At 71.9% G+C, this 25,937-nt stretch carries 21 protein-coding genes; 16 read left to right on the forward strand and 5 right to left on the reverse strand.

The features are described from left to right. The first annotated feature begins 52 nt into the window (after window positions 1–52). The gene (ilvC, locus tag ACFV5H_RS05615; RefSeq protein ID WP_385052281.1) at window positions 53–1,051 is read left to right on the forward strand and encodes a ketol-acid reductoisomerase; all 999 of its coding nucleotides are present in this window, start codon (window positions 53–55) and stop codon (window positions 1,049–1,051) included. 240 nt (window positions 1,052–1,291) lie between these two features. Continuing rightward, window positions 1,292–2,881, forward strand: a complete 1,590-nt coding sequence (gene serA / locus ACFV5H_RS05620; protein WP_385052277.1) for a phosphoglycerate dehydrogenase — start codon at window positions 1,292–1,294, stop codon at window positions 2,879–2,881. Window positions 2,882–2,931: 50 nt separating this feature from the next. Here the strand turns inward: serA and ACFV5H_RS05625 are convergent, their stop codons facing one another. After that, window positions 2,932–4,482, reverse strand: coding sequence for an MFS transporter (locus ACFV5H_RS05625; protein ID WP_385193025.1), 1,551 nt, complete (start codon window positions 4,480–4,482; stop codon window positions 2,932–2,934). Window positions 4,483–4,566: 84 nt separating this feature from the next. On the opposite strand from ACFV5H_RS05625, the gene ACFV5H_RS05630 reads away from it, so the two are divergent. Then, window positions 4,567–5,157, forward strand: a complete 591-nt coding sequence (locus tag ACFV5H_RS05630; RefSeq protein ID WP_385052271.1) for a TetR/AcrR family transcriptional regulator — start codon at window positions 4,567–4,569, stop codon at window positions 5,155–5,157. Here the strand turns inward: ACFV5H_RS05630 and ACFV5H_RS05635 are convergent. Then, window positions 5,138–6,388: a PucR family transcriptional regulator gene (locus ACFV5H_RS05635; RefSeq protein WP_385193027.1), complete on the reverse strand. Its 1,251-nt coding sequence runs from the start codon at window positions 6,386–6,388 to the stop codon at window positions 5,138–5,140. The two genes, ACFV5H_RS05630 and ACFV5H_RS05635, sit on opposite strands and share 20 nt — an antisense overlap. 138 nt (window positions 6,389–6,526) lie before the next feature. Here ACFV5H_RS05635 and ACFV5H_RS05640 point away from each other — a divergent pair, with 138 nt between their 5' ends. The 5 genes from ACFV5H_RS05640 (at window position 6,527) to ACFV5H_RS05660 (ending at window position 12,141) form a co-directional block, all read left to right on the forward strand. Next, window positions 6,527–7,453, forward strand: coding sequence for a proline dehydrogenase family protein (locus tag ACFV5H_RS05640; protein WP_385052266.1), 927 nt, complete (start codon window positions 6,527–6,529; stop codon window positions 7,451–7,453). Between the two features lie 173 nt (window positions 7,454–7,626). Continuing rightward, complete coding sequence (gene pruA / locus ACFV5H_RS05645) at window positions 7,627–9,258, forward strand: L-glutamate gamma-semialdehyde dehydrogenase (protein ID WP_385193029.1); 1,632 nt, start codon at window positions 7,627–7,629, stop codon at window positions 9,256–9,258. Between the two features lie 302 nt (window positions 9,259–9,560). Continuing rightward, window positions 9,561–9,692, forward strand: a complete 132-nt coding sequence (locus ACFV5H_RS05650) for a hypothetical protein (RefSeq protein ID WP_106982032.1) — start codon at window positions 9,561–9,563, stop codon at window positions 9,690–9,692. A 67-nt stretch (window positions 9,693–9,759) separates the two neighbouring features. Further along, a complete protein-coding gene (locus ACFV5H_RS05655) occupies window positions 9,760–10,803 on the forward strand; it encodes a 3-isopropylmalate dehydrogenase (RefSeq protein ID WP_385193032.1) in 1,044 nt (347 codons plus the stop codon). A 249-nt stretch (window positions 10,804–11,052) separates the two neighbouring features. Beyond that, window positions 11,053–12,141 carry a branched-chain amino acid aminotransferase gene (locus ACFV5H_RS05660; protein ID WP_385052261.1) on the forward strand — a complete coding sequence of 363 codons (1,089 nt, stop codon included), beginning with the start codon at window positions 11,053–11,055 and terminating at the stop codon, window positions 12,139–12,141. A 129-nt stretch (window positions 12,142–12,270) separates the two neighbouring features. On the opposite strand, the gene ACFV5H_RS05665 is transcribed toward ACFV5H_RS05660, so the two are convergent. Further along, window positions 12,271–13,713 carry a cytosine permease gene (locus ACFV5H_RS05665; protein ID WP_385193034.1) on the reverse strand — a complete coding sequence of 481 codons (1,443 nt, stop codon included), beginning with the start codon at window positions 13,711–13,713 and terminating at the stop codon, window positions 12,271–12,273. A 144-nt stretch (window positions 13,714–13,857) separates the two neighbouring features. On the opposite strand from ACFV5H_RS05665, the gene ureA reads away from it, so the two are divergent. The 7 genes from ureA to ACFV5H_RS05700 all read left to right on the forward strand — a co-directional run bounded on the left by ureA (window position 13,858) and on the right by ACFV5H_RS05700 (window position 22,436). Next, on the forward strand, window positions 13,858–14,562 hold the full coding sequence (gene ureA, locus ACFV5H_RS05670) for an urease subunit gamma (protein ID WP_385052257.1): 705 nt from the start codon (window positions 13,858–13,860) through the stop codon (window positions 14,560–14,562). After that, window positions 14,559–16,271 (forward strand): urease subunit alpha, encoded by a 1,713-nt coding sequence (locus ACFV5H_RS05675; protein ID WP_385193036.1) that lies wholly within the window; start codon window positions 14,559–14,561, stop codon window positions 16,269–16,271. Before ureA ends, ACFV5H_RS05675 begins: the two co-directional genes overlap by 4 nt. An 8-nt stretch (window positions 16,272–16,279) precedes the next feature. Next, the gene (locus ACFV5H_RS05680; RefSeq protein WP_385193038.1) at window positions 16,280–17,329 is read left to right on the forward strand and encodes an agmatine/peptidylarginine deiminase; all 1,050 of its coding nucleotides are present in this window, start codon (window positions 16,280–16,282) and stop codon (window positions 17,327–17,329) included. Window positions 17,330–17,338: 9 nt separating this feature from the next. Continuing rightward, complete coding sequence (locus tag ACFV5H_RS05685) at window positions 17,339–17,830, forward strand: hypothetical protein (RefSeq protein ID WP_385193041.1); 492 nt, start codon at window positions 17,339–17,341, stop codon at window positions 17,828–17,830. After that, a complete protein-coding gene (locus ACFV5H_RS05690) occupies window positions 17,827–18,429 on the forward strand; it encodes a TetR/AcrR family transcriptional regulator (protein WP_385193044.1) in 603 nt (200 codons plus the stop codon). Before ACFV5H_RS05685 ends, ACFV5H_RS05690 begins: the two co-directional genes overlap by 4 nt. A gap of 926 nt (window positions 18,430–19,355) precedes the next feature. Further along, complete coding sequence (cimA, locus tag ACFV5H_RS05695; RefSeq protein WP_385052246.1) at window positions 19,356–20,960, forward strand: citramalate synthase; 1,605 nt, start codon at window positions 19,356–19,358, stop codon at window positions 20,958–20,960. A gap of 111 nt (window positions 20,961–21,071) precedes the next feature. Further along, window positions 21,072–22,436, forward strand: a complete 1,365-nt coding sequence (locus ACFV5H_RS05700; RefSeq protein WP_385052244.1) for a hypothetical protein — start codon at window positions 21,072–21,074, stop codon at window positions 22,434–22,436. A 566-nt stretch (window positions 22,437–23,002) separates the two neighbouring features. Here ACFV5H_RS05700 and ACFV5H_RS05705 read toward each other — a convergent pair. Continuing rightward, window positions 23,003–23,608, reverse strand: a complete 606-nt coding sequence (locus tag ACFV5H_RS05705) for a YceI family protein (protein WP_385059194.1) — start codon at window positions 23,606–23,608, stop codon at window positions 23,003–23,005. Between the two features lie 138 nt (window positions 23,609–23,746). Between ACFV5H_RS05705 and ACFV5H_RS05710 the strand changes: the two genes are divergently transcribed. Beyond that, the gene (locus ACFV5H_RS05710; protein ID WP_385193046.1) at window positions 23,747–24,418 is read left to right on the forward strand and encodes a hypothetical protein; all 672 of its coding nucleotides are present in this window, start codon (window positions 23,747–23,749) and stop codon (window positions 24,416–24,418) included. Here the strand turns inward: ACFV5H_RS05710 and hpnR are convergent. Beyond that, on the reverse strand, window positions 24,415–25,914 hold the full coding sequence (gene hpnR / locus ACFV5H_RS05715; RefSeq protein ID WP_385059189.1) for a hopanoid C-3 methylase HpnR: 1,500 nt from the start codon (window positions 25,912–25,914) through the stop codon (window positions 24,415–24,417). The genes ACFV5H_RS05710 and hpnR overlap by 4 nt on opposite strands. Window positions 25,915–25,937: the final 23 nt, after the last annotated feature.

The raw sequence follows: 25,937 nt of genomic DNA on the forward strand, positions 1-25,937 counted from the left end.
CCCTCACCGGCATACGGTGGGACGCAACACCTGCACTCAAGGAGATAACCCAGTGGCCGAGCTGTTCTACGACGCCGACGCCGACCTGTCCATCATCCAGGGCCGCAAGGTCGCGGTCATCGGTTACGGCAGCCAGGGCCACGCCCACGCCCTGTCGCTGCGTGACTCGGGTGTCGACGTCCGTGTCGGTCTGCACGAGGGCTCCAAGTCCAAGGCCAAGGCCGAGGAGCAGGGCCTGCGCGTGGTGAGCCCGTCCGAGGCCGCCGCCGAGGCCGACGTCATCATGATCCTGGTCCCGGACCCGATCCAGGCCCAGGTCTACGAGGAGCACATCAAGGACAACCTGAAGGACGGCGACGCGCTGTTCTTCGGTCACGGCCTGAACATCCGCTACGGCTTCATCAAGCCCCCGGCCGGTGTGGACGTCTGCATGGTCGCCCCCAAGGGCCCGGGTCACCTGGTGCGCCGTCAGTACGAGGAAGGCCGCGGCGTTCCCTGCATCGCCGCCGTCGAGCAGGACGCCACGGGCAGCGCCTTCGCGCTGGCCCTGTCGTACGCGAAGGGCATCGGCGGCACCCGTGCCGGCGTCATCAAGACGACCTTCACCGAGGAGACCGAGACCGACCTGTTCGGCGAGCAGGCCGTTCTGTGCGGTGGCACCGCGGCGCTGGTCAAGGCGGGCTTCGAGACGCTGACCGAGGCCGGCTACCAGCCGGAGATCGCGTACTTCGAGTGCCTGCACGAGCTGAAGCTGATCGTGGACCTCATGTACGAGGGCGGCCTGGAGAAGATGCGCTGGTCGATCTCCGAGACCGCCGAGTGGGGCGACTACGTCACCGGCCCGCGGATCATCACCGACGCCACCAAGGCCGAGATGAAGAAGGTCCTCGCCGAGATCCAGGACGGCACCTTCGCGCAGCAGTGGATGGACGAGTACCACGGCGGTCTGAAGAAGTACAACGAGTACAAGCAGCAGGACTCCGAGCACCTCCTTGAGACCACCGGCAAGGAGCTGCGCAAGCTCATGAGCTGGGTCGACGAGGAGGCGTAAGTCTCTTCGCCCCGCGACGGTGCCGCCGGTTCCGGGTGCCGTCGCGGGGCTCCGCCCCGGACCCCGCCACTTCCGGGTGATCATTCCGCAGAGGCGCAAGACGACTCGCCCCGCGCCACTAGACTGCTGTACAACAAACGCGTCAGGCCCACAGCGTCGTGCGTCTTCCACGCGGCTAGCACTTCTTCACCGCCTGCGGCCGTCGGGACGGCCGTCCGCATTGGACTTGTGAGGACTCACGTGAGCTCGAAACCCGTCGTACTCATCGCTGAAGAGCTGTCGCCCGCCACCGTCGACGCACTCGGTCCGGACTTCGAGATCCGCCACTGCAACGGCGCGGACCGTGCCGAGCTGCTCCCGGCCATCGCCGAGGTGGACGCGATCCTGATCCGCTCGGCCACCAAGGTCGACGCCGAGGCGATCGCCGCCGCGAACAAGCTCAAGGTCGTCGCCCGCGCCGGCGTCGGCCTGGACAACGTCGACGTCTCCGCCGCCACCAAGGCCGGCGTGATGGTCGTCAACGCCCCCACCTCGAACATCGTGACCGCCGCCGAGCTCGCCTGCGGTCTGATCGTCGCCACCGCCCGCCACATCCCGCAGGCCAACGCCGCGCTGAAGAACGGCGAGTGGAAGCGCAGCAAGTACACGGGTGTCGAGCTGGCCGAGAAGACCCTCGGTGTCGTGGGTCTGGGCCGCATCGGTGCGCTGGTCGCCCAGCGCATGTCCGGCTTCGGCATGAAGGTCGTCGCCTACGACCCCTACATCCAGCCCGCGCGGGCCGCGCAGATGGGCGTCAAGGTCCTGTCGCTGGACGAACTGCTCGAGGTCTCCGACTTCATCACCGTCCACCTGCCCAAGACCCCCGAGACCGTCGGCCTCATCGGCGACGAGGCGCTGCGCAAGGTCAAGCCGAGCGTGCGCGTCATCAACGCCGCGCGCGGCGGCATCGTCGACGAGGAGGCGCTGTACTCGGCGCTCAAGGAGGGCCGCGTCGCCGGCGCCGGCCTCGACGTGTACGCCAAGGAGCCGTGCACCGACTCCCCGCTGTTCGAGTTCGACCAGGTCGTCTGCACCCCGCACCTCGGTGCCTCCACCGACGAGGCGCAGGAGAAGGCCGGTATCGCCGTCGCCCGCTCGGTGCGCCTCGCCCTCGCCGGTGAGCTGGTCCCGGACGCGGTGAACGTGCAGGGCGGGGTCATCGCCGAGGACGTCAAGCCGGGTCTGCCGCTCGCCGAGCGCCTCGGCCGGATCTTCACCGCGCTCGCCGGTGAGGTCGCGGTCCGCCTCGACGTCGAGGTCTACGGCGAGATCACCCAGCACGACGTGAAGGTGCTGGAACTGTCCGCGCTCAAGGGCGTCTTCGAGGACGTCGTCGACGAGACGGTGTCCTACGTCAACGCCCCGCTGTTCGCCCAGGAGCGCGGTGTCGAGGTCCGGCTGACCACCAGCTCCGAGTCGGCCGACCACCGCAACGTCGTCACCGTGCGCGGCACCCTCTCCGACGGCGAGGAGATCTCGGTCTCCGGCACGCTGGCCGGTCCCAAGCACGTCCAGAAGATCGTCGCGGTCGGCGAGTACGACGTCGACCTCGCGCTCGCCGACCACATGCTCGTGCTGCGCTACGAGGACCGTCCGGGTGTCGTGGGCACCGTGGGCCGCGTCCTCGGCGAGGCGGGCATCAACATCGCCGGCATGCAGGTCGCCCGCGCGGCGGTCGGCGGCGAGGCGCTCGCCGTGCTGACCGTCGACGACACGGTGGCCGCCGGGGTGCTCGGTGAGCTGGCCGCGGAGATCGGGGCGACGTCCGCCCGGTCGGTCAACCTGGTCTGAGAGTGCCGGGGGCTCCGCCCCCGGACCCCCGTTCACCCTGAACGGGCTCGTCATCGAACGCCGGACGGGCTGAGTGCATCAGCCTGTCCGGCGTTTTCCATGGGCGCTTCCGGACGGATCCTGATGTGCCGCAGGCCCATCGCCGCCAGACCCGCCGCCCCGAGCAGCAGTACCGCCGCCGCGACCGCCGCTGCCTGCATCCCGCTGGTGAACGCCTCCCGTGCCGCCGCGGCCAGGGCGTCCCCCGCGCGCCCCGGCAGTTCGGCGGCGACGGCCAGTGCGCCGCCCAGGGTCTCCCGGGCCATCGCGGGGGCCGTGTCCGGGATCTCGTGGCGGTAGACGGCCGTACCGATGGAGCCGAGGGCGGCCATGCCCAGGGCGCCGCCGAACTCCGTGCCGGTCTCCAGCAGGGAGGACGCCGCCCCCGCCCTCTCGACCGGCGCCGAACTCAGGGCCAGGTCGGTGAGCAGGGACATCACGATGACGATGCCAGCGGCCAGCACCCCGCACGCGGCCAGCACCAGCCACAGCGAGTCCGTACCGGCCAGGGCCAGCAGCCCGTAGCCGCCCGCCGCGATGACGAAGCCGGCCGTCACGACGTACGCGCGCTCCACGCCCCGCTGGACGAGCTGGGCGGCGACCGGTGCGGCGGCGCCGATGAGCACCGACGGCAGCAGGCTCCACAGCGCGGCCTCCAGCGCGCTCTTGCCGAGGACCGACTGCAGGTACTGGGTGGTGAAGTACGCCGAGCCCATCATCCCGAAGGCCGACAGGGTGTTGAGGACGAGCGCCGGGGTGAAGCCGTGCCCGCGGAAGAGGGCCGGCGAGATCATCGGTGAGACCGCGGTGCGCTGCCGGTGCACGAACAGCGCCGCGAACAGCAGGCCGACGGTGATCGAGACGACGTAGCGGACGTTCCAGCCCTCGGAGGGCAGTTCCTTCAGGCCGTAGACCACGGGCAGGACCGCCGCCATCGACAGCGGGACGCTCAGCAGGTCGAAGCGGCCGGGGGAGGGGTTCTTCGACTCGGGGAGCAGCACCGGGCCGAGGACCAGCAGCAGGGCCATGGCGGGCAGGTTGACCAGGAAGACCGAGCCCCACCAGAAGTGCTCCACGAGGACGCCGCTCATCACCGAGCCGAGCGCGATCCCGGCCGTCATCACCCCGGACCACAGCCCGATCGCCTTCGCGCGCTGGGCGGGGTCGGTGAACATCGTGCGGACCAGCGCCATCGTGGACGGCATCAGGGTGGCGCCGCCGATGCCGAGGACCGCGCGGGCCGCGATCAGCGTCTCGGCGGTGTGCGCGTAGGCCGCGAGCAGCGAGGCGGCGCCGAAGGCGGCGGCCCCGAGGAGGAGCAGCCTGCGGCGGCCGATGCGGTCGCCCAGCGCGCCCATCGTCATCAGCAGGCCGGCCAGGACGAAGCCGTAGATGTCGAAGATCCACAGCTGCTGGGTGCCGCTCGGCTCCAGGTCCGCGCTGATCTCGGGGATCGCGAAGTAGAGGACGGAGACGTCCATCGAGACCAGCAGCAGCGGGAGCATCAGCACGGTGAGCGCGGTCCACTCGCGGCGGCCGGCGCGGGGCGGGTTCGTTGTCATGGCGGTGACTGTACGCACGTCTTATACGCTTGTCTAGAACAATCGTATAAGACAGGCGTATGGAGAGGTGGGTAAGGTGACGCCATGGGACACCGTGAGGATCTGCTGGAGGGCGCCAAGCGCTGCCTGCTCGCCAAGGGCTTCGTGCGCACGACGGCGCGGGACATCGTCAAGGAGTCGGGGACCAACCTGGCGTCCATCGGCTACCACTACGGGTCGAAGGACGCGCTGCTCGCGCAGGCCTACGTGTCGCTCGTCGAGGGGATGGGCGGTGCCTTCGAGGGCGACGGGACCGTGGACGAGACCGTGCCCGGCTCCCTGGAGCGGTTCGAGCGGGTGTGGTCGAACATCATCGGCACCATGAAGGAGCCCGGCTCGGTGTGGCGGCTCAGCATGGAGGTCCTCGCCCTCGGCGACCGGCTCCCCGAGGTCCGAGACCATCTGGCGGCGGCGCAGCGCGAGGCCGGGCGCGGTCTGGTCCCGCTGCTGATGGGCGGCCGGGAGGAGGACGTGTCCGACGAGACCGCGGACACGGTCGGCATGTTCTACGTGACCCTGATGACGGGCCTCATCGCACAGTGGACCTTCGACCCGAAGTCGGCGCCCGACGGCGGGCAGCTCGCCGTCGGCCTGCGCCGGGTGATCGAGGCCGCCGCTACAGACGCGCGGCCTTGAGCGCCATGTGCAGCAGCAGCCGGTCCTCGCCGTCGTCCAGGTCCAGGCCCGTGAGCTGCTCGATCCGCGACAGCCGGTAGTACAGGGTCTGGCGGTGGACGCCCAGCTCGGCGGCCGTGCGGCCGGCCTGGCCCGCGCGGTCGAGGTAGACCTCGGCGGTGCGGGCGAGTTCGGCCTGGGCGGGGGAGAGCAGGGGGCCGACGACGGGGTCGCGGGCTGCTCCCGGGGGCAGCGCGGTCAGCAGGCGGAACGGGCCGATCGACGCCCACCGGGCGACCGGTCCGAGCCGGGGTTCGGCCAGCGCCGCCCGGGCCGACGCCGACGCCTCGTCCCAGGCCGCGCCCAGTTCGGCGAGACCCGCGCGGGGCGCGGCGATCCCGGCGGCCACCGGGGGGCCGCCCGAGCCCGCCCGCTCCAGCAGCCGTGAGGCCGCCGTCGTCGCCGGGGCCAGTACGTCCGTCGAGCGCAGCCGCAGCAGCAGGGCCAGCGACAGGCCGCCCCCCACCGCACCAAGGGCGTGGGAGGTGCCCCCGGCCCCCCACGGCAGGGTGCACAGCGCCGTCGCCCCCGGCACCGTACGCACCGACGGGGCGTCGTCCGGGCCGGTGGAGGGCCAGGGGGCGACACAGACCACCGTGTGCGGACCGTCGGCGCGGCTGCCGAGGGCGGTGCGCAGCTCGGCGACGGCCATCTCCCGCTGCCAGTCCCGCTCCGCCGTCAGCACCGCCCGCAGTTCCCGCGTGAGGTCGGCGCCGTGCTGGGCCTCGTCCGCGAGGAGCGCGCCGATCCGGGCCGTCACCCGCATGGCCGCGTCCAGTTGTTGTTCCGAGGGGCCGGGGTCGTAGTCGAGCAGCCAGACATAACCGAGGACGACACCCCGATGCCGTACCGGCAGACAGACGCGTCCCCGGTGCACGCCCGCCTCCGGAGTGCGCGGGATGCGGACCGGGCCGGTCGCGCGGGTGATGCCGAAGCCCTCGAACCAGGCGCGGACGGCGGCCGTCGAACGGCGGGTCAGGATCGAGCGGGTGCGCACCGGGTCCAGCGCCGACGGATCGAGGTCGCCCTCGCTGTCGTACGCCCCGAAGGCGATCAGCTCGAAGTCGCGGTTCTCCAGGGTCGCCGGAGCGCCCAGCAGCTCCGAGATCTCGTCCACCAGCTCCTGGTAGTCGTCCCTGTGTTCCGACGTCACCCGGGCATTCTGCCGCAAAATCCCGGAGCCTTCATACATCTGTCTGAGATCTGCGGCACGGATGCGTGACAGCTGTCGATGGCCCACGATCGGGGGCATCCGTAGGTTTCACGGTGGTTCTCCGTGCCGTGCCCGAATCGTCGGGTGACGGCCTCATGCAGCTTGTGGAGGTGCCCCGTGCTGGGTCCCGTGATTCTCGCCGCGTCGCGCAGCGACCGGATGCGACGCCTGATCTCGGCGGCCCCGGTGACCAAGCAGGTCGTCGACCGCTTCATCCCCGGGGAGACCGTCGACGAGGTCCTGCCGATCGTCCAGGAGCTCACCGGCAACGGCCTGGAACTCACCATGGACGTGGTCGGCGAGGACATCACCACCCCCGAGCAGGCCGCCGCCGCCCGCGACGCGTACCTGGAGCTGATCGGCCGGCTGGGGCCGCTGGAGCTCGGTACCCGCGCGGAGATGTCGGTGAAGCTGTCGATGTTCGGCCAGGCGCTGGACGGCGGCCACGAGCTGGCCCTCGCCAACGTCCGCCCGGTCGTCGAGGCCGCCGCCGAGATCGGCACCACGGTCACCCTCGACGCGGAGGACCACACCACCCTCGACTCGATGTTCGCCATCCACGAGGAGCTGCGCAAGGACGTCCCGCAGACGGGCTGCGTCATCCAGGCCTACCTCTTCCGCACCGAGGAGGACGCGCGCCGCCTCGCCGCGGCCGGCAGTCGCGTACGGTTGGTGAAGGGCGCCTACAAGGAGCCCGCCGAGGTCGCCTACCAGCAGAAGCACGAGATCGACAAGGCGTACGTGCGCATCCTGCGGACGCTGATGGAGGGCGAGGGCTACCCGATGATCGGGTCCCACGACCCGCGCCTGATCTCCATCACCCAGGAACTGGCCCGCACCGCCGGACGCAAGCTCGACGAGTACGAGTTCCAGATGCTCTACGGCATCCGCGGCGACGAGCACCTGCGACTGGCCGCCGAGGGCCACCGCATGCGCGTCTACACGGCCTACGGCACCGACTGGTACGGCTACTTCATGCGCCGTCTGGCGGAGAAGCCGGCCAACCTGCGCTTCTTCGCGCGGAGCATGATCAGCCGCGGCTGAGACAACTCGATTGCGCTGCCGCCCGGCTCCGGCCGGGGGTCCGGGGGGTGTCCCCCGGGAAAGCACAGCATGCGGCGGCTCGCGGAGAAGCCGGCCAACCTGCGCTTCTTCGTCCGCAGCATGATCACCAAGGGCTGACACCACACCGCTCACGACAAGGAGTTACGCCACCCATGGACGCTGTGACCCAGGTCCCCACCCCCGTCAACGAGCCGGTGCACGGCTACGCCCCCGGTACGCCCGAGCGCGCCCGGCTGGAGGCCAAGCTCAAGGAGCTGGCCGACAACCCGATCGACCTGCCCTGCACCATCGGCGGTGAGCAGCGGATGGGCGGCGGCGAGCGCTTCGACGTCGTGCAGCCGCACAACCACAAGGCCCGCCTGGGCACCTACGCCAACGCCACCCGGCAGGACGCCCAGGACGCCGTCGACGCGGCCCTCGCCGCCGCGCCCGCCTGGCGCGCGATGGCCTTCGACGACCGCGCGGCGATCATCCTGCGCGCCGCCGAGCTGCTGGCCGGCCCCTGGCGCGAGACCATCGCCGCCTCCACCATGCTGGGCCAGTCCAAGACCGCGCAGCAGGCCGAGATCGACAGCCCCTGCGAGCTGGTCGACTTCTGGCGCTTCAACGTCCACTACGCGCGCGGCATCCTCGCCGAGCAGCCCCCGGCCAACTCCCCGGGCGTGTGGAACCGCCTCGACCACCGCCCGCTGGAGGGCTTCGTCTACGCGATCACGCCGTTCAACTTCAGCGCGATCGCCGCCAACCTGCCCACCGCGCCGGCCCTCATGGGCAACGTGGTGGTCTGGAAGCCGTCCCCGACGCAGACCCACGCCGCCGTGCTGCTCATGCGGCTCCTGGAGGAGGCCGGGCTGCCCAAGGGCGTCATCAACCTGGTCACCGGTGACGGCCTGGAGGTCTCCGAGGTCGCCCTGAACCACCGCGACCTGGCCGGCATCCACTTCACCGGCTCGACCAGGACCTTCCAGCACCTGTGGAAGACGGTCGGCCAGAACATCGAGAAGTACCGCACCTACCCGCGCCTGGTCGGCGAGACCGGCGGCAAGGACTTCGTCGTCGCCCACCCGAGCGCCGACCCCGCGATCCTCAAGACCGCGCTGACCCGCGGTGCCTTCGAGTACCAGGGCCAGAAGTGCAGCGCCACCTCGCGCGCGTACATCCCGGCGTCGATCTGGAACTCCGGCTTCAAGGAGGAGTTCGCGGCCGAGGTCGACTACATCACCATGGGTGACGTCACCGACCTGTCGAACTTCATCGGCGCCGTCATCGACGAGCGGTCCTTCGCCAAGAACAAGGCCGCCATCGACCGCGCCAAGGAGGACCCGTCCTGCACGATCGTCGCGGGCGGCTCCTACGACGACTCGGTCGGCTACTTCGTCCGCCCGACCGTCATCGAGTGCGACGACCCGGAGAACGAGGTGTTCCGCACCGAGTACTTCGGCCCGATCCTCGCCGTGCACGTCTACGACGACGAGAAGTACGACGAGATGCTGACCCAGATGGAGTCGGTGTCCGACTACGCCCTCACCGGCTCGGTCATCGCGAACGACCGCGCGGCGGCGGCGTACACGATGGAGAAGCTGCGCTACGCGGCCGGCAACTTCTACATCAACGACAAGTCGACCGGCGCCGTCGTCGGCCAGCAGCCCTTCGGCGGCGGCCGTGCCTCCGGCACCAACGACAAGGCCGGCGCCCCGCAGAACCTGATGCGCTGGACCCTGACCCGCGCCATCAAGGAGACGCTGGTCCCGCCGACCGACTACGGCTACCCGCACATGGGCTGACGCCCACCCCGACCCCGGACGGGCCAGGTCACCCCCCGACCTGGCCCGTTCGGTGTTTTCGCAGGTGGGAGCGGTGTGACCCGGTCTGCCGTCTCAGATAGTAGGAAGTCCGAGTAATTGTGCAGACAGGCGCGGTCCGCTCCTCTAGTTTTGTAGGAGCCGAACGACTCGCTCGATCAAGCGAACGGCGGTCGTGAGCCGGACCCCGCGCAGGCAACCCCTGCGGTCCGCCGCTCCCCGCCCTCCTCGGCGTCTCACAACCCCTTTCCGCACTCCACGTATGCCGAAGGAGTCGATGACCCATGGCCGAGACGACCGTCCGCCGCCGCGTCCGTCACACCTCCCGCACCAGCGAATCCGACCGCAAGAACGCCGCCGCCGCGCTCCAGCGCGCCCTCGACCGCAGGGACAACGGCGGTTCGACCGGCCACTGACACGCCGACGGCGTCCGTATGCCGGACACCGCATGTCATCCCGTGGGACGAGGAGTAGGGTGCCCGCATGTCTCGCAGCATCAATCTCGCAGTGATCCCCGGTGACGGCATCGGCCAGGAGGTCGTGGCCGAAGGTCTCAAGGTCCTCTCCGCCGTCCTCCCGCAGGATGTGAAGCTGGAGACCAAGGAGTACGACTTCGGCGCCAGGCGGTACCACGCCACCGGTGAGACCCTCACCGACGCCGACCTCGACGAGCTGAAGCGGCACGACGCCATCCTGCTCGGCGCCATCGGTGACCCGTCGGTCCCCTCCGGCGTCCTGGAGCGCGGCTTCCTGCTCAAGCTCCGCTTCGCCTTCGACCACCACGTCAACCTGCGTCCGTCGAAGCTCCTCCCGGGTGTCGCCACCCCGCTCGCCGGCCAGCCGGAGATCGACTTCGTCGTCGTGCGCGAGGGCACCGAGGGCCCGTACACGGGCAACGGCGGCACCATCCGCAAGGGCACGCCGCACGAGGTCGCCACCGAGGTGTCCGTCAACACGGCCTTCGGCGTCGAGCGCGTGGTCCGCGACGCCTTCGCCCGCGCCCAGGCCCGCCCCCGCAAGAAGCTCACGCTGGTCCACAAGAACAACGTGCTGGCCTTCGCCGGCCACCTGTGGACGAACGTCTTCAACAAGGTGGCCGAGGAGTACCCCGAGGTCACCACCGACTACATCCACGTCGACGCCGCGACGATCTACCTCGTCACCGACCCGGCCCGCTTCGACGTCATCGTCACCGACAACCTCTTCGGCGACATCATCACCGACCTCGCCGCGGCCGTCTCCGGCGGCATCGGCGTCGCGGCCTCCGGCAACATCAACCCGGGCCGCGAGTACCCGTCCATGTTCGAGCCCGTGCACGGCTCGGCCCCGGACATCGCCGGCCAGGGCAAGGCCGACCCCAGCGCCACGGTCCTGTCCGTCGCCCTCCTGCTGCGTCACCTCGGCCACGACGCCGAGGCGGCCCGCATCGAGGACGCCGTCTCCGCCGACCTCGCGGAGCGCGGCGGCCTGCCCGCCCGCAGCACCTCGCAGATCGGCGACGCGCTCGCCGCACGAGTAGCCGGCTGACCCGGCGCCCCCTCGAAAACATTCGAAGCCGCCGGGTCGCAACCGCGCCCGGCGGCTTTCCCCTGTCCCCGCCGGGTGCCACCATCGACCACCGGGCCGCATTCACCCTGTTTCTTCCGCCGCCGCCTCCGGGCGATAATCGAACGCGGAGCCGCGGAATGAGGGAATGCTCGGACGTCCTAGTACTGGCCACCGGCCGTACGGGAGTGTGCGCGGCCCGTCACTACAACCGGTGAAGGACAACCACTCATGACGACGCCCACGATCGAGCTCAAGCCCTCGGCGCACCCGCTCTCGGACGCAGAGCGCGAGGCGATCCTGACCAACCCCGGGTTCGGCCGCCACTTCACCGATCACATGGTGACGATCAAGTGGACCGAGGGCCGCGGCTGGCACGACGGCCAGCTCGTCCCGTACGCGCCGATCTCCCTCGACCCCGCGACCACCGTCCTGCACTACGCGCAGGAGATCTTCGAGGGTCTGAAGGCATACCGGCAGCCCGACGGCTCCGTCGCCACCTTCCGTCCCGAGAAGAACGCCGAGCGCTTCCAGCGCTCCGCCAGGCGCCTCGCGATGCCCGAGCTACCGGTCGAGACCTTCATCGAGGCGTGCGACGCCCTCGTCAACCAGGACAAGGCGTGGGTGCCGGCGCACGGCGGCGAGGAGTCCCTCTACCTGCGCCCGTTCATGATCGCGACCGAGGTCGGGCTGGGTGTGAAGCCCGCCAACGAGTACCTGTTCCTGGTCATCGCCTCCCCGGCCGGCGCCTACTTCCCGGGCGGCGTGAAGCCCGTCTCCATCTGGGTCTCGGAGGACCGCGTCCGCGCCGTCCCCGGCGGCATGGGCGACGCCAAGACCGGCGGCAACTACGCGGCCTCCCTGCTCGCCCAGGCCGAGGCCGCCGCCAAGGGCTGCGACCAGGTCTGCTACCTCGACGCGGTCGAGCACCGGTGGGTCGAGGAACTGGGCGGTATGAACCTGTACTTCGTGTACGGAGACAAGATCGTCACCCCCACCCTCAGCGGCTCCATCCTGGAGGGCGTCACCCGTGACTCCCTGCTGGGCGTCGCCCGCGACCTCGGCTACGAGGCCGTCGAGGAGCGCGTCTCCGTCGAGCAGTGGCAGCGCGACTCGGAGAACGGCACCCTCACCGAGGTCTTCGCCTGTGGTACGGCGGCCGTCATCACCCCGGTCGGCACGGTCAAGCGGGCGGGCGCCGAGTGGCAGCAGAGCGGTGGCGAGCCCGGCGAGGTCACCCTCCGCCTGCGACGGGCGCTGCTGGACATCCAGCGGGGTACGGCCGAGGACAAGCACGGCTGGATGCACCGGCTGGCGTAGGGCGCCGGCGTCGGCGGGTCGCCGGGGGCTCCGCCCCCGGGCCTCCGGCCCCTGCCCGTCCACCACCCGACCGGGTCCGTCAAGAGGCGGGCCTCCCCGGGGGGCTCCGCCCCCGTACCCCCTCTCGGCCTAGACGGCCTCGTCCTCGAACGCCGGGCGGGCCGCGGGGGTTGTCGTGCCCCGGTTCCTTCCGACGGTTCCGGGAGCCGACATCACGTACGCCGCGCCTCCCACCACCCCCGACAGCAGGAAGCTGCAGTCCACCCCGCCGGTCAGCGCCACCAGCGGACCCTCGTACGACGGCAGTGCCACCGCCAGCACACCGACCACCGCGCCCGCCGCCCACGAGACCGTGGCCGGGATGTTCCAGCCGGCGGTGTACCAGTAGATCCCGCCCCGTGCGCGGCGGTTGAAGACCTGGAGCGCGTCGGCGTCGTACACCCCGCCGCAGCGGACGAAGCCGATCAGTGTGATCACCGCCCACGGTGTGCCGATCGCGGTGAGCAGCAGCACGAACGACGTCATCGCGTCCTGGGCCGTCGACAGGTAGTGCCCGGTGAACACGCAGACCGTGGCGACCACGGCGACGACGTACGTGGCCGTCGCACGGGAGGCGCGCGGCACGATGGCGTCCAGGTCGAGGCCCATCGAGTAGAGCATCAGACCCGCGTTGCCGACCGAGCCCGCGGAGGCGGCCAGCAGCAGCGGCACCAGGTACCAGCCGGGAGCGGCGTCGACCAGCGGACCGGCGTAGTCCAGCGCGGCGCGCGCCGCGTACGCCGTGAAGGTGCCGAACAGCTGCGGCACCAGCAGACCCAGCATCAGCCCCAGCCAGGTCGCGCGCAGCACCCGGCGGGGGGAGAAGCGGGCGGGGGAGACGTAGCGGGTGTAGTCGCCGAGCAGGGTGATGAAGGCGATCGGCCCGGACAGCCCGGCCGCCACCGCGGACAGCAGCCAGGTCGGCCAGTACCCGCCCAGCAGGTAGCCGCCGGCCTCCGGCAGCGCGGCGGTGGTGAAGTCGGGCGCGTAGGCGATCACGCCCAGGACCAGCAGGGCCGTCATGCCGAATGCCAGCACCCGCGACATCGCGAGGAGCACCCGGTAGCCGTAGACCGCGCCCGCCACGGTCGCCGCGGCGAGCAGCCCGTAGACGACGGTGTAGGACGCCTCGCCGGACGGCAGTCCGACCAGCCGTTCGAGCACGCCCACCATCACGTCCCCGCCGATCCACACGGTCAGCGCGGTGTACCCGAGCGCCAGCAGCAGCCCGACCACCGAGCCCACCAGCCGCCCGCGCACGCCGAACTGGGCGCCGGAGGAGGTGGACAGGTTGGTCGCCGTGCGCAGCGAGACCAGCGCCAGCGGGGCGGTGAACAGCGTGCCGACGACCGTGCCCGCGATCACCGAGCTGACCGACGACCACCAGTCCAGTCCGAAGGACGGCGGCAGCCAGCCGAAGACGATCACGCCCAGACAGAGGTTGGACCCCAGCAGGATCGAGACGAGGTCCCGCGGCCCGCTGGTGCGTTCCGCCTCGGGGACGGTGTCGACTCCGCGCTGTTCCATCAGCATGACTGGTCTCCTCCGAACGGCCGCATGGTGTTAGAGCGACGTTCAATGTGACGGCTGGTCGCGGTTGCCGTCAACGGTTCCGTTCCAGGAATTCCACGTTTAGAGTGCTGCTCTAACTGAGGGAAGGCAAGGAGGTGCCGCGTCGTGAGACTGACCCCCACGGAACGTGACCGGCTGCTGCTCTTCGGGGCCGCCGAGCTGGCCCGGGCCCGCCGGGCCAGGGGACTCCGGCTCAACGTCCCCGAGGCGACGGCCCTGATCGCCGACACCGTGTGCGAGGCCGCCCGCGACGGCGCGCGCCTCGCCGAGGCCGTCGAGCGCGCCCGGTCGGTGCTCGGGCCCGACGACGTGCTGCCCGGAGTGGCGGACGTGGTCACCGAGGTGCACGTCGAGGCGGTCTTCGACGACGGCTCCCGGCTCGCGGTCGTCTCCGATCCGATCGGCGGCGGACCGGGGGAGCGGGCCCCGGGAGCACTGCTGCCCGGCCCGCGGCACACCGAGCCCGAGCCGGTGGTGCGGCTGACGGTCACCAACACCACCACCGTGCCCGTCTCGGTGACCTCCCACTTCCATTTCTTCGAGGCCAACCCGCGCCTGGACTTCCGGCGTGCCGACGCCTACGGCATGCGGCTCGCCGTGCCCGCCGGGTCGTCGGTGCGCTTCGGACCGGGCGAGACCCGTGAGGTCGGACTCGTGCCGATGGGCGGCGCACGTGTCGCCGTCGGCTTCGCCGGACTGGTCGACGGACCGCTGGACGCCCCGGGCGCCAAGGAGGAGGCGCTGCGTCGGGCGGCGGCCTGCGGATACCTCGGCGCCGCACACGACGGGTTTGAAGGAGGCGGGCGGTGAGCCGCTCGAAGGGACGCGAGATCAGTGAGTCCGTCCGGGTCGATCCCCACGCCTACGCGGCCACCCACGGTCCGCGCGCCGGGGACCGCGTCCGGCTCGGCGACTCCGGACTGACCGTCCGCGTCGAGTCCGACGCCCAGCGGTACGGCGACGAGTTCCTCGCCGGCTTCGGCAAGACCGCCCGCGACGGGCTGCACCTGAAGGCCGCCGCCGTACGGGAGACCTGTGACGTCGTCATCAGCAACGTGGTGGTGATCGACGCGGTGCTGGGGATCCGGAAGGTCTCCATCGGGATCAGGGAGGGGCGGATCAGCTCGATCGGGCGGGCCGGGAACCCCGACACCCTCGACGGCGTGGACGTCGTGGTCGGCACGGGGACCTCGATCGTCTCCGGCGAGGGGCTGATCGCCACCGCCGGAGCCGTCGACACGCACGTCCATCTGCTGTCGCCGCGCATCATGGAGGCGTCGCTGGCCTCCGGGGTCACCACGATCATCGGCCAGGAGTTCGGCCCGGTCTGGGGCGTCGGCGTCAACTCGCCCTGGGCGCTGCGGCACGCCTTCGGCGCCTTCGACGCCTGGCCGGTCAACATCGGCTTCCTGGGCCGGGGTTCCTCGTCCCACGAGGCGCCGCTGATCGAGGCGCTGGCCGAGGGCGGCGCGTCCGGCTTCAAGGTGCACGAGGACATGGGCGCCCACACCCGGGCCCTGGACACGGCGCTGCGGGTCGCCGAGGAGCAGGACGTCCAGGTCGCCCTGCACAGCGACGGCCTGAACGAGTGCCTGTCGGTCGAGGACACCCTGCGGGTGCTGGAGGGGCGCACCATTCACGCCTTCCACATCGAGGGCTGCGGCGGCGGACACGTCCCCAACGTGCTGAAGATGGCGGGCGTGCCGAACGTCATCGGCTCCTCCACCAACCCCACCCTGCCCTTCGGCCGGGACGCGGTCGCCGAGCACTACGGCATGATCGTCTCCGTCCACGACCTCAAGACCGACCTGCCCGGCGACGCGGCCATGGCCCGCGACCGCATCCGCGCCGGGACCATGGGCGCCGAGGACGTGCTGCACGATCTGGGCGCCATCGGCATCACCTCCTCAGACGCGCAGGGCATGGGCCGCGCGGGCGAGACGGTCCGCCGTACCTTCGCCATGGCCGGGAAGATGAAGGCCGAGTTCGGTGCGCCCGAGGACCACGACAACGAGCGGGTCCTGCGGTACATCGCCAAGCTGACCATCAACCCCGCGATCGCCCACGGCCTCGCCCACGAGGTGGGCTCGATCGAGACCGGCAAGCTCGCCGACATCGTGCTGTGGCGGCCGGAGTACTTCGGCGCCAAACCCCAGCTGGTGCTCAAGGCCGGCTTCCCCGCGTACGGGGTGGTCGGCGACCCCAACGCGGCGACCGACACCTGCGAACCCCTCGTCCTGGGACCGCAGTTCGGGGCGTACGGCGCCACGCCCGCCGACCTCTCGGTCGCCTTCGTCGCCCGGGCCGCCTTCGACCAGGGCCGCGACACCATGCCGACCCGGCGCCGCAGGGTCGCCGTGCGCGGCACCCGCGGCATCGGCCCGGGGGACCTACGCCTCAACTCCCGTACCGGGGCCGTCGACGTCGACCGGCGCACCGGCCTCGTCACCCTCGACGGGGAACCGCTCAGCTCCCGGCCGGCCGAATCGGTCTCCCTCAACCGCCTCTACTTCCTCTGAGGACCCACATGAACACACCCGCGTCCGACGGCTTCCGCATGCCCGCCGAGTGGACCCCGCACGAGCGCACCTGGATGGCCTGGCCCGGCCCCAACGTCACCTTCGCCGACCCCGGCGAGCTGGACGCCGCCCGGACCGCCTGGGCGTCGGTGGCCCGCGCGGTCCGCCGCTTCGAGCCGGTGACGGTGGTGTGCGGCACCGGCCAGTCGGACGGGGCGCGGGCGCTGCTCGGCCCCGGCATCGACACCGTCGAGCGGGACCTCGACGACGCCTGGATGCGGGACACCGGGCCCACGTTCCTCACCGACGGCGCGGGCCGGCTGGCGGCCGTCGACTGGACGTTCAACGGCTGGGGCGCCCAGGAATGGGCCCGCTGGGACCACGACGCGAAGATCGCCGCGTACGTCTCGGACCTCGCGGGGGCACGGACGTACGCCTCGCCACTGGTCAACGAGGGCGGCGCGATCCACGTCGACGGCGAGGGCACGGTGCTGCTCACGGAGACGGTCCAGCTCGGCCCGGAGCGCAACCCCGGCTGGTCCCGCGAGCGGGTCGAGGCGGAGATCCACGCCCACCTCGGCACCCGCAAGGCGATCTGGCTGCCGCGCGGCCTCACCGGCGACTATCCCCCCCACGGCTTCGGCACCCTCGGCCATGTGGACATCGTCGCGGCCTTCGCCCGCCCCGGTGTGGTCGTGGCCCATGTGCAGCCCGACCCGGCGCACCCCGACCACGAGGTCACCAAGGAGACCGTCGGCCTGCTGAAGTCGCAGACGGACGCGCGCGGCCGCCGCCTGGAGGTCGTCGAGGTCCCCGCCCCGACCGTCCTGGAGGCCGACGGGCACTGGGCCGACTACTCCTACATCAACCACTACCTCTGCAACGGTGGCGTGGTGCTCTGCGGCTTCGACGACCCCCGGGACGAGATCGCGGCCGGGATCTTCCAACGGCTGTTCCCCGGGCGGACCGTGACGCCGGTGGACGCGCGGGCGGTCTTCGCGGGCGGCGGCGGCATCCACTGCATCACCCAGCAGCAGCCGGAGACGGCGGTCGGGTAGAACAGACGGGTGAACGTACTGCTCTGCGCGGCCTGCGGCCGGCGGCCGACCGAGCCGGTCCGCCGGCTCGACGAGATGCCCGGGTACCCCGGCCGGGACGGGCTCCAGGGTCCGGACGGCCGGCGGCACGGCCCGCCGAGCGTTCCGCGGGGGACGTACGCGGTCGGCCCACTGCCCTTCGGGGCGCCGTTCGAGCCGGCCGCCCCCGACGAGGAGTACGACGGGATCGTGCCCGGCGGCATGTGGATGTCCGACGAGCGGGGCTTCCTGGTCCCGGCCGGGCCGCGCGGCACGTACGTGCCGCACCCGGAGGACGTCGTGGACCTCGCCCCGCACCCCGACGCGCGCCGTCTCATCGGCTGCTGCGGTCCGGACGGGCGGGCCGGGGCCAACCACGTCCGCGCGTGCGGGGCCGAGGCGGCGATCGTGGCCGCCGACCGCACCAGCGGCTACGAGACCCGGCTCGTCCCGGACGCCGTCCGCGTGGAGGCCGCCGCGTGAGCGCCCGCCGCCGTACCCCCGCGCCGCCTCGCGAGGACGTCCTCGCGGCCGCCATGGCGATGATCGCCGAACGCGGCCTGGAACAGCTGACCATGGCGGCTCTCGGCCGGGAAGTCGGTATGAGCAGCGGTCACCTGATCTACTACTTCGGGTCCAAGGACGAGCTGCTGCTGCGCACCCTGGAGTGGAGCGAGGGCCGCCTCGGCGCCGAGCGCGCACGGCTGCTCGCCCGTCCCGGCAGCGCGCGCGAACGCCTCGACGCCTACGTCGGTCTGTACGTTCCGGGCGGCCACCGCGACCCGCACTGGACGCTGTGGCTGGAGGTCTGGAACCGCTCGCAGAACGCCGGAGCCGACGCCCGCGACCGGCAGGCCGCCATCGAGGGTGCCTGGCACCGCGACCTGGTGGCGCTGCTGGCCGAGGGCATCTCCCGGGGCGAGTTCCGCCGGGTCGACCCGGACCGTTACGCGGCCCGTCTCCGCGCGCTGCTCGACGGCCTCTCCACCCATGTGGCGATCGGCCTGCGCGGCACGGGCCGGCCCCAAGTGCTCGCCCACGTGGAAGAGTTCCTCGCCGAGACACTCCTCGCGGACGTCTGAACTCCTGTCCGGGCCGTACTCGGATCGGCGGATCGACCGGTCGGCCGGCCATGCGATCGGCTCGGACGAGTCCTCGGCGCGGGGCCGGGGGACGAGCGTCCACGGGGAAGCGGGGGAGACGTGCGGAGGGCCGTGCGGGGGCGTCCGCCGCGGTGATCGCGGGGGCCGTGGTGGTGACGGCGGCACTGTCCGCGCCGGCCGCCCCGGCGCGGGGGGAGACCGAGCGCGTCAACGTCGCCGTGACCGGTGCACAGGCGTCCGCGGACTCGCGGACGGCGTCGGTGAGCGGTGACGGCCGTCACGTCGTCTTCGAGTCGGACGCGGACAGCCTGGTGCCGGGGGACACCAACGGGCGGGTCGACGTCTTCCTGCGCGACCTGCGCCGGGGCACCGTCGAGCGGGGCGGCGTCCGCGACGACGGCAGCGAGTACTCCGTGGTCGCCCACGCGCCGCAGATCGGTGCGGACGGGCGGTACGTCACGTTCGCGGCCGGCCCGAGCGCGTACGGGGTCGCCGAGGCCGGCCGCGACGGCGGGTACGCCGCCTTCGCCTCCGCCGGCTCCGGTCCGGTGCCGGGCGACACCGACGGCCTGCTGGACGTCTTCGTCCGTCGCCTGCGCCGACCACGTACCGCCCGCATCCTGAGACGGATCGTGAGCACGGGGGCAGGTTGTGCCAGACTGCCCCCGTGCTCTCGTTCGCCACGATTATTGGCAGCAGGCGCGCCGGTCCGCAGTGACCGCACGTACGACACGGTACGGGCGGACACCGTCGTCCTCGACCCGCGCGCAGACCTCTCGCACCCGCGAGAGGTTTTTCTGTTTCCTGGCCCCACCCGCGGCCGGGAACGGGGCGCGAGGGACCATGGGGGAACGGCGGAACCGGTCATTCCGGTAGACCGAGATCAACTCAGGAGCCTTCAGACCATGACCGCAACCAGCGAGCCCGACGACTCGTTCCACGTCTTCGACACCACCCTGCGCGACGGCGCCCAGCGCGAGGGCATCAACCTCACGGTCGCCGACAAGCTCGCCATCGCACGGCACCTGGACGAGTTCGGCGTGGGCTTCATCGAGGGCGGCTGGCCCGGTGCGAACCCGCGGGACACCGAGTTCTTCGCCCGCGCCCAGCAGGAGATCGAGTTCCGGCACGCGACGCTGGTCGCCTTCGGCGCCACCCGCCGCGCCGGCAGCAGTGCCGCGAAGGACCCCCAGGTCAGGGCGCTCCTCGACTCCGGCGCGCAGGTGATCACGCTGGTCGCGAAGTCCCACGACCGCCATGTCGAGCTCGCCCTGCGCACCACCCTCGACGAGAACCTGGAGATGGTCCGCGACACGGTCTCCTTCCTCAAGGGGGAGGGCCGCCGGGTCTTCGTCGACTGCGAGCACTTCTTCGACGGCTACCGCGCCAACCCCGAGTACGCGAAGTCCGTGGTCCGCGCCGCCTCCGAGGCCGGCGCCGACGTGGTCGTCCTGTGCGACACCAACGGCGGCATGCTCCCGGCGCAGATCCAGGCCGTGGTCTCCACCGTGCTCGCCGACACCGGCGCCCGGCTCGGCATCCACGCCCAGGACGACACCGGCTGCGCGGTCGCCAACACCCTCGCCGCCGTCGACGCGGGCGCCACCCACGTCCAGTGCACCGCCAACGGCTACGGCGAGCGGGTCGGCAACGCCAACCTGTTCCCGGTGGTGGCCGCCCTGGAGCTGAAGTACGGCAAGCAGGTCCTGCCCGAGGGCCGGCTGCGCGAGATGACCCGCATCTCGCACGCCATCGCCGAGGTCGTCAACCTCACCCCGTCCACGCACCAGCCGTACGTCGGTGTCTCCGCCTTCGCGCACAAGGCGGGCCTGCACGCCTCCGCGATCAAGGTCGACCCGGACCTCTACCAGCACATCGACCCCGAGCAGGTCGGCAACACCATGCGGATGCTCGTCTCCGACATGGCCGGACGCGCCTCCATCGAGCTCAAGGGCAAGGAACTCGGCATCGACCTCGGAGGCGACCGCGAACTGGTCGGCCGGGTCGTCGAGCGGGTCAAGGAGCGCGAGCTCAAGGGCTACACGTACGAGGCGGCCGACGCCTCCTTCGAGCTGCTGCTCCGCGCGGAGGCCGAGGGCAGGCCGCTGAAGTACTTCGACGTCGAGTCCTGGCGCGCGATCGTCGAGGACCGCCCCGACGGCACCCACGCCAACGAGGCCACGGTGAAGCTGTGGGCCAAGAGCGAGCGCATCGTCGCCACCGCGGAGGGCAACGGCCCGGTCAACGCCCTGGACCGCGCCCTGCGCGTCGCCCTGGAGAAGATCTACCCGCAGCTCGCCAAGCTGGAGCTGGTCGACTACAAGGTCCGCATCCTGGAGGGCAAGCACGGCACCCAGTCCACCACCCGCGTCCTGATCTCCACGTCCGACGGGGCGGGGGAGTGGTCGACGGTGGGCGTCGCCGACAACGTCATCGCCGCGTCCTGGCAGGCGCTGGAGGACGCGTACGCGTACGGGCTGCTGCGGGCCGGCGTGGAACCGGCCGCGTAGGAAGCGCCGAGGACGGCGGGCCCGCGGGTCCGGCGGGTCCGGCGGGGGCGGCACCGGAATCCCCGCCGGGCCCGATGTCTGTTTATCGCCCATTTGGGTACTTTCGAACGTATGAAGGCCGCGCCGACGCGTATCCACGTACGTCTGATACGCCTGCTGATCGTGCCGGTGGCCGCCGCGCTGGCGGTCCTGACAGCCGGTGTGCCCGGGGCGCAGGCGGCCACGGACCTCTCCGAGATCGCCCGCGAACTGCGCGAGAGCCCCGTCTACGTCGACCCCGAGGCCCAGGACATCCTGGCGAGGTCCGACGCCGAGGCCCTCGCCGACAAGATCGAGGACGCGGACGCACCCGTCTTCGTGACGGTCCTCCCGGCGGACTACCCGACGCAGAACCTCTTCCAGAACCTGCGCACCGAGACCGGCGTCACCGGCCTGTACGGTATCCGCCTCGGCGACGAGTTCGACGCGCGCGCCGACAGCAGCGTGCTCAGCCGCCAGGGCGTGCGGAACCTGGTCCAGTCCGTCCAGGGCACCGGCGACGCCAAGGCCCAGCTGAACGACTTCGTCGACAACGCGCTGCGCAGCACCGGCGGCTCCGCGCCGAACTCCTGGAGCGACGGGTCCGGCAGTGGCGTCCCGGTCGGCGGGCTGATCACCGTCGGAGCGCTGGCGGCGGCCGGCGGCGCGGGCATCTACGCCGTGTCCCGCCGCAACCGGCGGCGCCACGAGGAGGAGCAGCGGGCCGCGCTGGAGAAGCTGCGGGTGGTGGTGGACGAGGACATCACCGCGTTCGGCGAGGAACTCGACCGCCTCGACTTCCACCCCGGCGAACGGGGCGCGGACGACGCGATGCGCGCGGACTACTCGCACGCGCTGGACGCCTACGAGAAGTCCAAGTCGTTCATGGCCGCGGCCCGCAAACCGGAGGACGTCCGGGCCGTCACCCAGGCCGTGGAGGACGGCCGCTTCGCCCTCGCCTCCCTCGCCGCCCGGCGTGAGGGGCGCCCGCTGCCGGAGCGCCGCCCGCCCTGCTTCTTCGACCCGCGCCACGGGCCCGCGGTCGCCGACGCCGTCTGGACGCCGCCGGGCGGTGCCGAGCGCGAGGTCCCGGTGTGCGCGGCCGACCGGACCCGGCTGGCCGACGGCCTCGACCCCGCCGTCCGCGAGGTCGACACCGAGTACGGGCGCCGCCCCTACTGGGACGCCGGCCCCGCCTACGGTCCCTGGGCCGGCGGCTACTTCGGCGGCGGCCTGCTGCCCGGCCTGCTCGTCGGCACCATGCTCGGCGGCATGATGGCCGGCCCCGCCTACGCGGCCGACTACGGAGCCGGCTACGGCGACTTCGGCGGCTACGAGGGCGGCGACGTCTCGGGCGCCGACTTCGACGGCGGGGACTTCGGCGGCGATTTCGGCGGAGGCGGCGGCTTCGGGGGCGGGGACTTCGGTGGCGGCGGGGACTTCGGCGGAGGGTTCTGACGCGGACGGGACGGGGCAGGCCCCTGTCCGGCACCTTTGCGTCACACGAGTGACGGGGTGTCCGCCGCCGGGTTCGGTAAGCGCTTGCTGAAGTGGCCGGTGATCACAATCCGCGAGGGCCGCAGCGCCGGAGCGCCGGGGAGCCGGGGAGCCGGGGAGTCGCACAGTGGTCCGATCGTCGGCCGAACGCGCCGGTTCCCGGCGTGAGGCCGACCGGGGCGGCGGTACCGGTGTTCGCCTCCTCGCCGACGGGATCGGAAGGCCCGGCGACGGCACCGGACCGGTTCCCGACGGCGGGCGGCCGTCCGCCGCCGACGGTCGCGGGCGGACCGGACGACCCACCCGCACAAGGTTTCCCTCCTCCGGCGGGAGGGCCGTCGGCCGCCGGGCGGGTACCGCCTCGCGGCGTCCGCGCTCGTCACCCCCGCCACCCGGCAGCCGCGAGCGCGTGGCGCCGCCGTCCCGCGCCGAAGGGACGGCGGCCGGACGGGCGTCGGCCCGGACGCCTTGTCGGGCTCCGGGCCGTCACCGTGGTGAACTCGGTCGCCCCGAGGGGCCGGCGAGGCTCACGCCTGCTTGATCGCCGAGATGTCGAAGTTCAGCTTGATCTTGTCGGAGACCAGGACGCCACCCGTCTCCAGGGCCGCGTTCCAGGTCAGGCCCCACTCGGAGCGCAGGATCTCCGCCTTGCCCTCGAAGCCGACGCGCTCGTTGCCGAAGGGGTCCTTCGCGGCGCCGTTGAACTCCAGGTCGATGGTGAGCGGCTTGGTGGTGCCCAGGATGGTCAGGTCACCGGTGATGCGGTAGTCGTCGCCGCCGAGGGCCTCCGCCTTGGTGGTGCGGAAGGTCATCGTCGGGAACTCGTCCGTCTTGAAGAAGTCGGCGCTCTTCAGGTGGCCGTCGCGGTCGGCGTTGCCGGTCTCGATGCTGTCCATCACCACGTCGATGGTGGCCGTGGACCTGGACGGGTCGGTGCCGTCCAGGTGCAGCGTGCCGGTGAAATCCTGGAAGCTGCCCTTGACGTTGGTGACCATGGCGTGCCGGGCGACGAAGCCGAACGTGGAGTGCGCGGGGTCGATCGTGTACTCGCCGGTCAGCGCGGCCAGGTCCGGGTTCACCGTGGTGGTGGTCGCGGTGGCGGTCTCGTCGTCCTTGCGGCCGAAGATGCCCATGGTGTTCCTCCTGGGGGAATGAGGTTTAATGTTCAACTAACCCGACGAGGTCCACCGTAGACCTATTCTCTTTAACTTTCAACATGTTTGGTGAAAGTGGCGCGATCGGGCCGCCGCGACGAGTGGTATCCGCCGGTCGTGTCCTCGGTCGCGGTCCTGGTGGAACCGGTGCGGCGCGATACGCCGGGCGGCCGGACGAAGTGCCGGGAGCACTTCGCGCGGAGCGCCGCCCGCCTCCCGGAGCGCCTGCCCGACGGCTCCGGCGGCACACCCCTCGACCTGACCGTCTGCTTCCCGGGCGAACGCGAGCGGGTCGAGCCGCTCCCCCCGTACGTCCGGCTCGTCATGCTCCGGCCGGTCCTCCGCGCGGTCGGCCGACAGCCAGGACAGCGGGCCGGCCGCCCGGGGGCCGCCGCCGTGCGGGCGGAGAGCAGCGCCGGCGCCAGTCCCGCCGCCACCGCGAGCGTGCCGGACCACTCCCGCCGGCCCGGCCGCAGCCGGTACAGCCGCGCCGACAGCGGGACCGCGAGGACCGGCTCGGCGACGGTCGGCGGCGGCACCGGACTCGGCGGCCCGAACGCCGGCGCCGGCGACCGGAATCCGTACGCCACCACGGCCGGCCCGATCCCGCACGGTCACAGGGGATCCCGCGCCGGCCGCCCCGGAAGCCGCGCGGTGAGCGCCTCCGCGTCCGGCCGCGTGGCCGCAGCCCACCGTTGCAGGACCCCCGCGACGGCGAAACACACACCGGCGGCGAGCGGGGCGAGGGCGGCGATCGCCATGACGGAACAGCCCCCGGCAGACGGCTAGTCCGGGGTCCGGCCGGTCGGTGCGCCCCGCGTCGCCTCCCGCGTGTGGACGTACAGCTTGCGCCGGTCGCCGACGTCGAGGTGCTGGGGGAGCGGCAGCTCGTGGCGCACCGGCCGCGCGTGGTCGGCGAGCTGCCGGCGCGGGTTGTAGACCTGGTTGAACTTCCACAGCATGCGGGCGAAGTTGGTCTGCCCGTGCAACAGGTTGCGGCCGAGCACGCGCGCCGCGCCGAACGCCGTGCGCACCCCCAGGTGCTTGCGGTTGATGACCGCCTGGGTGCGCACCAGCTCCTCGTAGAAGCGCTCCAGCGGCAGCGTCGTCGGCACCACCGCGTGCTGGATGTCGAAGAGGCGGTAGTCGCGGGTGGTGAGCCGGCGCGACTCGGTGTGCCAGATCTCCGTACCCGGATACGGCGTCATCACCGTGAAGTGCACGATCTCCGGAACCGCCAGCGCGAACTCGCGCACCACGCGGAAGCGCTCCTCGTCCCAGGCCGGATCCACGATCAGATTGATCGCGACCTTGATGCCGAGCCGGCGGGCCGTCTCCAGAGCCTTCAGGTTCTCGTCCGGGCTGACCCGCTTGCGGTACAGGTCGAGTCCCTCGGCGTCGATCGCCTCCATGCCGAGGAACATGTAGCGCAGCCCCAGCCGTGCCCACCGCTCGAACACCTCGGGATGGCGCAGCAGGACGTCGGCGCGCGTCTCCAGGTAGTACTTCTTGCGGATGCCGCGCCGCTCCACCTCCGCGGCGATGGCGTTCCCGTGCTCGGGCCGGATGAACGCGACGTCGTCCACGATGAACACGTTCGGCTCGCGGACCCCGGCCAGGTCCTCCGCCGCCGCCTCGGGCGAGGCCTTGCGGTAGCTGCGGCCGTAGAACGTCCACGCCGAGCAGAACGAGCAGTCCCAGGGGCAGCCGCGGGTGAACTCGATGGACGCGCACGGGTCGAGCTCGCCGATGAAGTAGCGGCGCCGGCCGCGCATCAGATCGCGGGCCGGGAGCGGTCCGTCGATGCTGTGCAGCATCAGCGGCGCGGGGCCGCGTCCGGCCGCCGTGACGACGCCCGGCACACCCTCCACCCCGCCGTCGCGCACCGCCTCCAGCAGCGGGGCCACCGCCGGCTCCCCCTCCCCGCGGACCACCGCGTCGACCGCGCCCTCCGCCTGTTCGACGACCTCCTCGGCGACGAACGAGACACTGTGCCCGCCGAGGAACACGAAGCAGCCCGGCACCTCCCGCTTCACCCGCGCGGCCAGCGCGATCGCCTCGGGGATGTTCGCCAGGTAGTTGAGCGAGATGCCGAGCGCCTCCGGACGGAAGGACCGCACCTCGTCGCGCAGCCGGTTCACGCCCAGCACCTGGAGGTCGACGACCCGGACCTCGTGACCGGCCTCGCGGGCGGCGCCCGCCACCCGCTCCAGGCCCAGCGGTTCGAGCCGGAGGAAGATCTCGGAGTACATCAGGGCGCTGGGGTGGACGAGCAGCAGACGCATGGGGACCTCGCCACGGGGTCGGA

The organism is Streptomyces sp. NPDC059787 (assembly GCF_042732315.1).
Lineage (GTDB): Bacteria > Actinomycetota > Actinomycetes > Streptomycetales > Streptomycetaceae > Streptomyces > Streptomyces atrovirens.

Excerpts from the sequence above, each read along its gene's own strand:
- hpnR (WP_385059189.1), bottom strand. The coding sequence starts at position 25,914 with ATGCGTCTGCTGCTCGTCCACCCCAGCGCCCTGATGTACTCCGAGATC.
- ACFV5H_RS05700 (WP_385052244.1), top strand. The coding sequence starts at position 21,072 with ATGAAGGCCGCGCCGACGCGTATCCACGTACGTCTGATACGCCTGCTG.
- pruA (WP_385193029.1), top strand. The coding sequence starts at position 7,627 with ATGGACGCTGTGACCCAGGTCCCCACCCCCGTCAACGAGCCGGTGCAC.
- cimA (WP_385052246.1), top strand. The coding sequence starts at position 19,356 with ATGACCGCAACCAGCGAGCCCGACGACTCGTTCCACGTCTTCGACACC.
- ACFV5H_RS05665 (WP_385193034.1), bottom strand. The coding sequence starts at position 13,713 with ATGCTGATGGAACAGCGCGGAGTCGACACCGTCCCCGAGGCGGAACGC.
- ACFV5H_RS05635 (WP_385193027.1), bottom strand. The coding sequence starts at position 6,388 with ATGTATGAAGGCTCCGGGATTTTGCGGCAGAATGCCCGGGTGACGTCG.
- ACFV5H_RS05630 (WP_385052271.1), top strand. The coding sequence starts at position 4,567 with ATGGGACACCGTGAGGATCTGCTGGAGGGCGCCAAGCGCTGCCTGCTC.
- ACFV5H_RS05625 (WP_385193025.1), bottom strand. The coding sequence starts at position 4,482 with ATGACAACGAACCCGCCCCGCGCCGGCCGCCGCGAGTGGACCGCGCTC.
- ACFV5H_RS05680 (WP_385193038.1), top strand. The coding sequence starts at position 16,280 with ATGAACACACCCGCGTCCGACGGCTTCCGCATGCCCGCCGAGTGGACC.
- ACFV5H_RS05655 (WP_385193032.1), top strand. The coding sequence starts at position 9,760 with ATGTCTCGCAGCATCAATCTCGCAGTGATCCCCGGTGACGGCATCGGC.
- ACFV5H_RS05660 (WP_385052261.1), top strand. The coding sequence starts at position 11,053 with ATGACGACGCCCACGATCGAGCTCAAGCCCTCGGCGCACCCGCTCTCG.
- ACFV5H_RS05650 (WP_106982032.1), top strand. The coding sequence starts at position 9,561 with ATGGCCGAGACGACCGTCCGCCGCCGCGTCCGTCACACCTCCCGCACC.
- ACFV5H_RS05705 (WP_385059194.1), bottom strand. The coding sequence starts at position 23,608 with ATGGGCATCTTCGGCCGCAAGGACGACGAGACCGCCACCGCGACCACC.